The 8,050-nt window shown below is 73.7% G+C and carries 7 protein-coding genes and 1 pseudogene; 4 read left to right on the top strand and 4 right to left on the bottom strand.

What is annotated here, in order from left to right:
* The first annotated feature begins 114 nt into the window (after nucleotides 1-114).
* Both ilvD and DZF91_RS11605 read left to right on the top strand, forming a co-directional pair.
* On the top strand, nucleotides 115-1,971 hold the full coding sequence (ilvD, locus tag DZF91_RS11610; RefSeq protein WP_117357483.1) for a dihydroxy-acid dehydratase: 1,857 nt from the start codon (nucleotides 115-117) through the stop codon (nucleotides 1,969-1,971).
* 266 nt (nucleotides 1,972-2,237) lie between these two features.
* The gene (locus DZF91_RS11605; protein ID WP_117357482.1) at nucleotides 2,238-2,615 is read left to right on the top strand and encodes a DUF1330 domain-containing protein; all 378 of its coding nucleotides are present in this window, start codon (nucleotides 2,238-2,240) and stop codon (nucleotides 2,613-2,615) included.
* A gap of 22 nt (nucleotides 2,616-2,637) precedes the next feature.
* Here DZF91_RS11605 and DZF91_RS11600 read toward each other — a convergent pair whose 3' ends face one another.
* From DZF91_RS11600 to DZF91_RS38885, 3 genes are all read right to left on the bottom strand, one after another.
* Nucleotides 2,638-2,844: an FmdB family zinc ribbon protein gene (locus DZF91_RS11600; protein ID WP_117357481.1), complete on the bottom strand. Its 207-nt coding sequence runs from the start codon at nucleotides 2,842-2,844 to the stop codon at nucleotides 2,638-2,640.
* A gap of 120 nt (nucleotides 2,845-2,964) precedes the next feature.
* Nucleotides 2,965-3,474 carry an HNH endonuclease gene (locus DZF91_RS11595; RefSeq protein ID WP_117357480.1) on the bottom strand — a complete coding sequence of 170 codons (510 nt, stop codon included), beginning with the start codon at nucleotides 3,472-3,474 and terminating at the stop codon, nucleotides 2,965-2,967.
* A gap of 428 nt (nucleotides 3,475-3,902) precedes the next feature.
* On the bottom strand, nucleotides 3,903-4,400 hold the full coding sequence (locus DZF91_RS38885) for a DUF11 domain-containing protein (protein ID WP_147341109.1): 498 nt from the start codon (nucleotides 4,398-4,400) through the stop codon (nucleotides 3,903-3,905).
* 43 nt (nucleotides 4,401-4,443) lie between these two features.
* On the opposite strand from DZF91_RS38885, the gene DZF91_RS38880 reads away from it, so the two are divergent.
* Together DZF91_RS38880 and DZF91_RS11585 are read left to right on the top strand one after the other, a co-directional pair.
* Nucleotides 4,444-4,953, top strand: a complete 510-nt coding sequence (locus DZF91_RS38880) for a hypothetical protein (RefSeq protein ID WP_147341108.1) — start codon at nucleotides 4,444-4,446, stop codon at nucleotides 4,951-4,953.
* 337 nt (nucleotides 4,954-5,290) lie between these two features.
* Nucleotides 5,291-7,394, top strand: a pseudogene (locus DZF91_RS11585) (prolyl oligopeptidase family serine peptidase).
* A 338-nt stretch (nucleotides 7,395-7,732) separates the two neighbouring features.
* On the opposite strand, the gene DZF91_RS11580 reads toward DZF91_RS11585, so the two are convergent.
* The coding region (locus DZF91_RS11580; protein WP_147341107.1) for a GNAT family N-acetyltransferase at nucleotides 7,733-8,050 on the bottom strand (318 nt) is incomplete at its 5' end.

Here is an 8,050-nt window from a genome sequence, read left to right as displayed (position 1 = left end):
GCAGCGCGGCGCGACCCGCCCGCTGCGGCACGAGCCCGGCCCGCGCCCGCCCACCCGCCGCGGACGAGGTCCCCGCTCGCCGCCCACGCCCGTCCACGGTTGGAAGAGGTCCCGATGCCACCGCTCAGGTCACGTACGGTCACCCACGGCAGGAACATGGCGGGCGCCCGCGCCCTCATGCGGGCCAGCGGCGTACGGCGTGAGGACTTCGGCAAGCCGATCGTCGCCGTGGCCAACAGCTTCACCCAGTTCGTCCCCGGCCACGTGCACCTGCGCGAGGTCGGCGACGTGGTCGCCGGCGCGGTGCGGGAGGCGGGCGGCGTGCCGCGCGAGTTCAACACCATCGCGGTGGACGACGGCATCGCCATGGGCCACGAGGGGATGCTGTACTCGCTGCCGTCCCGCGAGCTGATCGCCGACGCGGTCGAGTACATGGTCGAGGCGCACCGCGCGGACGCGCTGGTCTGCGTCTCCAACTGCGACAAGATCACTCCGGGCATGCTGCTGGCCGCCCTGCGGCTGAACATCCCGACCGTGTTCGTGTCCGGCGGGCCGATGGAGGCCGGCAAGCCCGTCCAGGGCGTGCACGGCGGCAACAAGCTCGACCTGATCGACCCCATGATCGCCGCCGCGGACGAGTCGGTCAGCGACGCCACGCTCGCCGAGATGGAGGAGAGCGCCTGCCCGACCTGCGGGTCCTGCTCGGGCATGTTCACCGCCAACTCGATGAACTGCCTCACCGAGGCGATCGGGCTGGCCCTGCCCGGCAACGGCACCGTCCTCGCCACCCACACCGCGCGCCGCCGCCTGTACGAGGACGCCGGCCGCACCGTCGTGGAGATCGCCCGGCGGTACTACGACGAGGACGACGCGTCCGTCCTGCCGCTGAACATCGCGACCCGGGACGCGTTCGAGAACGCCATGGTGCTCGACATCGCCATGGGCGGCTCGACCAACACGATCCTGCACCTGCTGGCCGCCGCGGTCGAGGGCGGCGTCGACTTCGGGCTCAAGGAGATCGACGAGCTGTCCCGGCGGGTGCCCTGCATCTGCAAGCTCGCCCCGGCGACCGCGAAGTACCACGTGGAGGACTGCCACCGCGCGGGCGGCATCCCGGCGCTGCTCGGCGAGCTCGACCGGGCCGGGCTGCTGCACCGGAGCGTCACCTCCGTCCACTCCGCCTCCCTGACCGAGCACCTGGCCAAGTGGGACGTCCGCTCCCCCGACGTGCTGCCGGAGGCGGTCGAGATGTTCCACGCGGCGCCCGGCGGGATCCGAACCACCTCGGCGTTCAGCCAGTCCGCGCGCTGGGACGAGCTCGACCTCGACCGCGCGAACGGCTGCATCCGCGACGTCGAGCACGCCTACACCGCCGACGGCGGCCTCGCCGTCCTGCGCGGCAACATCGCCGAGGACGGCGCGATCGTCAAGACCGCGGGCGTCGAAGAGGAGCTGTGGACCTTCACCGGCCCGGCCGTCGTCTTCGAGTCGCAGGACTCGGCGGTCGAGGGCATCCTCGGCGGGAAGGTCAAGGCGGGCGACGTCGTCGTCATCCGCTACGAGGGGCCGCGCGGCGGGCCCGGCATGCAGGAGATGCTGTACCCGACGTCCTTCCTCAAGGGCCGGGGCCTCGGCAAGGCGTGCGCGCTGGTCACCGACGGCCGGTTCTCGGGCGGCACGTCCGGGCTGTCGATCGGGCACGCCTCCCCGGAGGCGGCGGCCGGCGGCGTGATCGCGCTCGTCCGGGACGGCGACCGGATCGTCATCGACATCCCGAACCGGGTGCTGGAGCTGGACGTCCCGGAGGAGGAGCTGGAGGCGCGCCGCGCCGAGCTGCTGGACGAGCTGGGCGGCTACCGTCCCCGCGACCGCGACCGCAAGGTCAGCGCGGCGCTGCAGGCGTACGCGGCGATGGCGACGTCCGCCTCCACCGGCGCCGCCCGCGACGTGAGCCTCCTGTCCCAGCGCTGAGCTTCTTCGGCCCCCTGGGGCTCGGGTTCGCCTGAACGCCCGTCCGGACGCCGTCCGGGCGGGCGTTCGGCATGAACGGCGCGGCGCACGGCGGTCTGCTGGGCCAGGCACCGGGCGCGCCGAGCGGCGCTTCCGGCGTTCCCTGGAACGTAGGCGACGGCATGACGTGGAAGGTCATCGCCTGCCGCCGGGGGTGCCCGGCAGACTTGTGATCATCAGCCGGACGCACCCGGGCGTCCGGAAAGACGGATCAGAGGAGCCCGAAAATGCCCGCCTCCTACGCCATCGCCCGCATGTACCCCGAGCCGCGCATCCACGACGACGCGCTGGAGTACATGGAGCGCATCCAGGCCACGATGGACCCGTTCGGCGGCAGGTTCCTCGTGCACGGGGGCATTCCGGACGTCAAGGAGGGCGAGTTCCCCGGCGTCGTGGTGATCCTCGGCTTCCCGGACGCCGAGAGCGCGCGGGCCTGGTACGCGTCCGAGGCGTACGCCGAGATCAAGCGCCTGCGCTCCGACCACATCCCCGGCGAGCTGTTCCTGCTCGAGGGTGTGGACGAGGACTACGACGTCGCGAAGACCGCCGCCGAGCTGCGCCGGCAGCGCGACGCCGCCGACGCCGCCGACGCCGTCTCGCGGTGACCGCCCGGAGGGGCGGCGGGGGTCAGGAGCAGCAGCCCCCGCCGCAGCACCCTCCGCCACCGCCGCCGCGCGGGGCGGACGCCTGGCCCGTCACCGCGACGGTGGACAGCAGCTTGACGGTGTCGTCGTGGCCCGCCGGGCACGGGGCCGGGTCGGACGCCTGGATCATGGGACGCGAGACCTCGAAGGTCGATCCGCACGCGCGGCAGCGATAGTCATACCGTGGCACGCCCCAAGGATACGTGCGGACGGCCGCCCGGACAGCCCCCGGCCCGACCGGGTCGCCCGAGACGCTCGCCGAAGACCGGTGGACGCCGCCCGGGAGGTCAGGTCGGCGGCTCCGGACCCCTCACGCGGCTGGCTCGGTGACGTACGGCGCCCACTGCGGGTCGCCGTCGTGGACGATGCCGATCAGCCGCCAGTGCGCGCCGCGGGGGACGCCCGGGGTGATCGGGAGCGTCCAGCCGAGTTCCTCCAGCAGCCGGTCCGCCTTGCTGTGGTTGCAGGTCCGGCAGGAGGCGACGCAGTTCTCCCAGACGTGCTTGCCGCCCCGGCTGCGCGGCTGCACGTGGTCGATGGTCTCGGCGCGCCGTCCGCAGTAGACGCAGCGGAAGTTGTCGCGCCGCATCAGCGCGGTGCGGGTCAGGGGAACGCGGGTGCGGAAGGGGATGCGGACGTAGCGGCGGAGCCGGATCACCGAGGGCACCTCCACCGTCATCGCGGCGGAGTGCAGGACGGCGCCGGTGGCGTCGTGGTGGACGATCTCGGCCTTGTCGCGCAGGACGAGGACGACGGCGCGGCGCAGCGGGAGGGTCGTGAGGGGTTCGTACGTCGCGTTGAGCAGCAGGACCTGACGCATCAGACGGCCTCCGCCGGGTGCGCGGCCGTCTCGGGAGGACTGGGCGTTCGTTTCTCCGCCTCGGCGGGCGCACGACTCGCGCGCGCCCCGGACCGAGGCCCGAGTATCGTCTCCGGCACCTGCGCGTCCGCCACAAGGACCTCCCCAGGGGCGATTCCGGTCCGTCCCTTCCGGCCCCGCCGCCGCCCGGGCCCAGGAGCGGTGGCAGCGGGCCGTGACGGCCGGTCCGCATTCAGTGTGGCCCCTGAGCCGACCGCCCGCTACCCCCTTCATCCCCACGATCACGACGGTTCGAACGGCCGAGGCCCCCGGCGCCGTGAAAATCCCGGCGCCGAGGGCCTTCCCGCACGTCCGGCGGCCCCGTCCCACCGGCTCGGCGGGACCGGACCGGGCCGCAGGAGCCGTTCCGGCGTCCTGCTACGAACGGCTCACTGCGGGCCGGCGTCCGGCACGTCCGAGACCGTGGGCGCAGTCGCGCCGGTCTGGCCGGACGGGGACGCGCCGGTCTGGCCAGGCGTGGAGGCATCACCCTGGTCGGGTGTGGAGGGGTCGGCGGCCTGCGGCTTCGCCTGCCCCTCTCGCCAGGTCGCCTTGCCGTCGATCCGGACGGCGCCGGTGGCGGACGACGGGATGGCCGCCGACAGTTCGCCCGACGCGGTGGCCCCCGCCTGCAGCGTGCTGTAGGCGCAGCGGATCTCCGCCTTGAGCGCCTTGCACTCGCCCGGCATCTTGCCGACCTTGAGCTGCGGCGTGATCCTCTGGACGAGGACGACGTCGTCCACGGCCTTGTCGCCGGTGTTGCGGACCGTCCATTTCCAGCTCACCGTGGACCCCGCCTGGGCGACCTTCGGCGCGTTGTAGGCGAGCACGACGTTCCCGGCCGTCCGCTGCACTTCGCCGAGCCCGAGGTCTTCGGACGCGGGCATGGCATCGGAGGCCGTCCCCTGCGCAGGTGCCAGATCGCCGGACATGTCCGATGTGGCCTCGGTGTCCGTCGGCGCGGCGTCCGTCGGCGTGGTTTCGGTCGACGCGGCGTCCGTCAGTGCGGTATCCGTCGGCGCGGTGTCCGCCGGTGATGCGGCCTGTGTCGGCACCTCGTCGCGCGTCGGCGTCTCTCGAGCCGGTGCCGTGCCGTCGGCCGGCGCCTTCCGGGACGCGCCCTTGTTGCGTTCGGGTGCGGTCGGCGCACCGAACACAGGGGGCAGGTGGCGTCCGTTGGACGGAGTGGCGTGCGAGGTCGAGAGCGCGCCGTCGTTCCGCAGAGGCGCGGGCCATCCGTTCGTCGGCGCGTTCTGGCCGGACCCGGATGCGGGACGGCCGAACGTCGGGGCGATGGGGCCGAGCAGCGGCCCCTGGAACGTCATCGGCGTGTGGCCGAGCGCCGGTGTGCCCTGGCCCGACGCAGGCGCGCTCTGGTTCGACGCGGGCGCACCCTGGTTCGACGCGGGCGCACTCTGGTTCGGTGCCTGCGCGCTCTGACCCGACGCGGGCACGTTCTGGTCCGGTGCGGGTTTCACCGGCCCGCTCGCCGGCGCGGACGCGGCGGTCGATGGCCTCGGCGCCGGTCCGTTCACCGTGTGGGACGGCAGCGGACCCGCCGCGGCCTGCGCCGGTCCCGCGGCCAGGAGCGCGGCGCCGAGCGCCGTCCCGCCGAGGACGGCACCGTGTGCGATCTTGCTGTTCTTCATGGACTGACCCCCCGTTGTCGAAGAACCCTTTGATCACGTGCCTTCCTACCGATGTCACGCTCCGCGTACACCTCGTGACACGGATCGATCTGGGATCCTCCGGGGTCCGGGATGAATACAGTGCTCGCATGAGCCGACCGCAGTACCCATCCGCGCTCCGCCAGGACGTCGCCGACGACCTGCACGGACACCGCGTCGCCGACCCGTACCGATGGCTGGAGGACGCCGACTCCGAGGACACGGCCAAGTGGCTCTCGGCGCAGGACGAGCTGTTCCACCAGATGGTCGACGACCTGCCCGGCCGCGACCGGCTGCGGGCACGGCTCGGCGAGCTGCTGGGCGCGGGCAGCGTCGGCACCCCGGTGTGGCGCGGCGGGCGCCGGTTCTTCACCCGCCGCACCGCCGAGCAGGAGCACCCCGTCCTCTACACCGCCGACGCGGACGGCGTCGAGCGCGTACTGGTCGACCCGACCGCTCTCGACCCGTCCGGCACGACCACGCTCGACGGCTGGCAGCCCGACAAGGAGGGGCGGCTGCTGGCGTACAAGGTCTCGCACGGCGGTGACGAGGAGTCGCTGCTGCACGTGCTGGACGTGGCGTCCGGCGAGCGCGTCGAGGGCCCGATCGACCGCACCCGCAACTCCGTCGTCGCGTGGCTGCCCGGCGGGGAGGCGTACTACTACGTGCGCCGGCTCGCGCCGGGCGACGTGCCGTCCGGCGAGGAGCAGTTCCACCGCCGCGTCTACCTCCACCGCGTCGGCACCGACCCGGACACCGACGACGTCCTGGTCTTCGGGGACGGGCTGGACAAGACGAACTACTACGGCATCACGGTCAGCCGGGACGGCCGCTGGATGACGGTCACCGCGTCCGCCGGGACCGCGCCGCGCAACGACCTGTGGATCGCCGACCTCACCGCCGCGCCGCTGGAGAGCCCGGAGTTCCGGCCCGTCCAGGTGGGCGTGGACGCCTCGACCGGCCTGTACGTCGGGCGCGACGGCCGCGCGTACGTGTTCACCGACCGCGACGCGCCGCGCTCCCGGATCTGCGTGACCGACCCCGCCGACCCGTCCCACGGCACCTGGCGCGACCGCCGACCCGTCCCACGGCACCTGGCGCGACCTCGTCCCCGAGGACCCGGAGGCCGTGCTCACCGACTACGCGATCCTGGACGACCTCGACCGGCCCGTCCTGCTCGCGGGCTGGGAGCGGCACGCGATCAGCGAGATCAGCGTGCACGACCTGGCGACCGGGGAGCGGCTCGGCGCCGTCCCGCTGCCCGGCCTCGGCTCGGTCGGCGGCATCGTCGAGCGCCCGGAGGGCGGGCACGAGGCGTGGTTCGGCTACACCGACAACGTCACGCCGTCGTCGGTGCTGCACTACGACGCCCGGACGGGCGAGACGTCCCTGTGGGCGTCCGCGCCCGGCACGGTCGCCGTCCCCGAGATCGAGACGCGGCAGGTCACCTACACGTCCTACGACGGCACGCCCGTCCGGATGCTGGTGATCTCCCGTCCGGACGGCGACGGCCCGCGCCCGGCCGTCCTCTACGGGTACGGCGGCTTCAACGTCTCGCTGACCCCCGCGTACTCGGCGTCCATCCTCGCGTGGGTCGAGGCGGGCGGCGTGTACGCGGTCGCGAACCTGCGCGGCGGCTCCGAGGAGGGCGAGGAGTGGCACCGCGCGGGGATGCGCGACCGCAAGCAGAACGTCTTCGACGACTTCCACTCCGCCGCAGAACGCCTCATCGCCGACGGCCTGACCACGCCGGAGCGGCTGGCGATCTCCGGCGGCTCGAACGGCGGGCTGCTGGTCGGCGCGGCCCTGACGCAGCGCCCCGACCTCTACCGGGCCGTCATCTGCTCGGCGCCGCTGCTCGACATGGTCCGCTACGAGCGGTTCGGCATCGGCCGCATCTGGAACGACGAGTTCGGGTCGGCCGACAAGCCCGACGAGCTGGAGTGGCTGCTGGCGTACTCGCCGTACCACAACGTCCGCGAGGGCACCGCCTACCCGGCCGTCCTGTTCACCGTCTTCGACAGCGACGGACGCGTCGACCCGCTGCACGCCCGCAAGATGTGCGCGGCGCTGCAGCACGCCACGTCCTCGGACCGGCCCGTCCTGCTGCGCCGCGAGTCGGACGTCGGCCACGCCGCGCGGTCCGTCAGCCGCTCCGCCGCCCTGATGACCGACACCCTCTCGTTCCTCGGCGCCCAGACCGGCCTGTTCTGACGCCGCCGGACCCGCCGGACGACCCGTCCGGCGGGACCAGCGAGTCCGCGCCGGACGAGGACGCGCCGGACGAGGACGCGCCGGACGAGGACGCGCCGGACGAGGACGTGACCGGGGCGGGCATGAGAAGGCCCGGGACGGCGGTCAGGTGGCGGACCGCGCTTCCGCCGATGGCCGTCGTCCCGGGGGTCCACCGCCGCTCGGCGGCGCTCTTCCACCAAGCCGGGTCCCCCGCCCCAGCGGGCGTCTCCCGACTCAGCCGGGTCCCCCCGCCCCAGCCGGTCCCCGGCTCGACCGGTCTCCCGGTCCAGCCGGGGTTCCCGACTCGGCGGTGGCTCTCAGCGGATGCGTTTCTCCAGGTAGATGTTGATGATGCCGTTGATGACCTCGCGGTGCGTCTCACGCCAGCCGAACTTGCGGTAGAGCGCGAGCGCGGGGCCCTGCAGGGACGTGGTGTCGGCCCGCAGGAGGTGGTAGCCGAGTTCGGCGGCGCGGTCCTCCAGGGCGTGCACGACGGCCTCGCCGTAGCCGCGGCGCTGGAGTTCCGGCCGCACGCGCAGCCGGACCATCTCGACCACGCGGTCGTCGCGCAGGCGGACGGCCGGCGGAGCGGCGCCCCGGGCGCGCTCGGCGCCGCCGGGCACCAGGTCGGCGCG

This window comes from Actinomadura logoneensis, assembly GCF_003428695.1.
Classification (GTDB): domain Bacteria; phylum Actinomycetota; class Actinomycetes; order Streptosporangiales; family Streptosporangiaceae; genus Spirillospora; species Spirillospora logoneensis.
The sequence above is the reverse complement of the archived record's forward strand: the minus strand, read 5'-3'. Positions and strand labels throughout refer to the sequence as shown.

Excerpts from the sequence above, each read along its gene's own strand:
- DZF91_RS38880 (WP_147341108.1), top strand. The coding sequence starts at position 4,444 with ATGTCCGATGTGGCCTCGGTGTCCGTCGGCGCGGCGTCCGTCGGCGTG.
- DZF91_RS11605 (WP_117357482.1), top strand. The coding sequence starts at position 2,238 with ATGCCCGCCTCCTACGCCATCGCCCGCATGTACCCCGAGCCGCGCATC.
- ilvD (WP_117357483.1), top strand. The coding sequence starts at position 115 with ATGCCACCGCTCAGGTCACGTACGGTCACCCACGGCAGGAACATGGCG.
- DZF91_RS11595 (WP_117357480.1), bottom strand. The coding sequence starts at position 3,474 with ATGCGTCAGGTCCTGCTGCTCAACGCGACGTACGAACCCCTCACGACC.
- DZF91_RS38885 (WP_147341109.1), bottom strand. The coding sequence starts at position 4,400 with ATGCCCGCGTCCGAAGACCTCGGGCTCGGCGAAGTGCAGCGGACGGCC.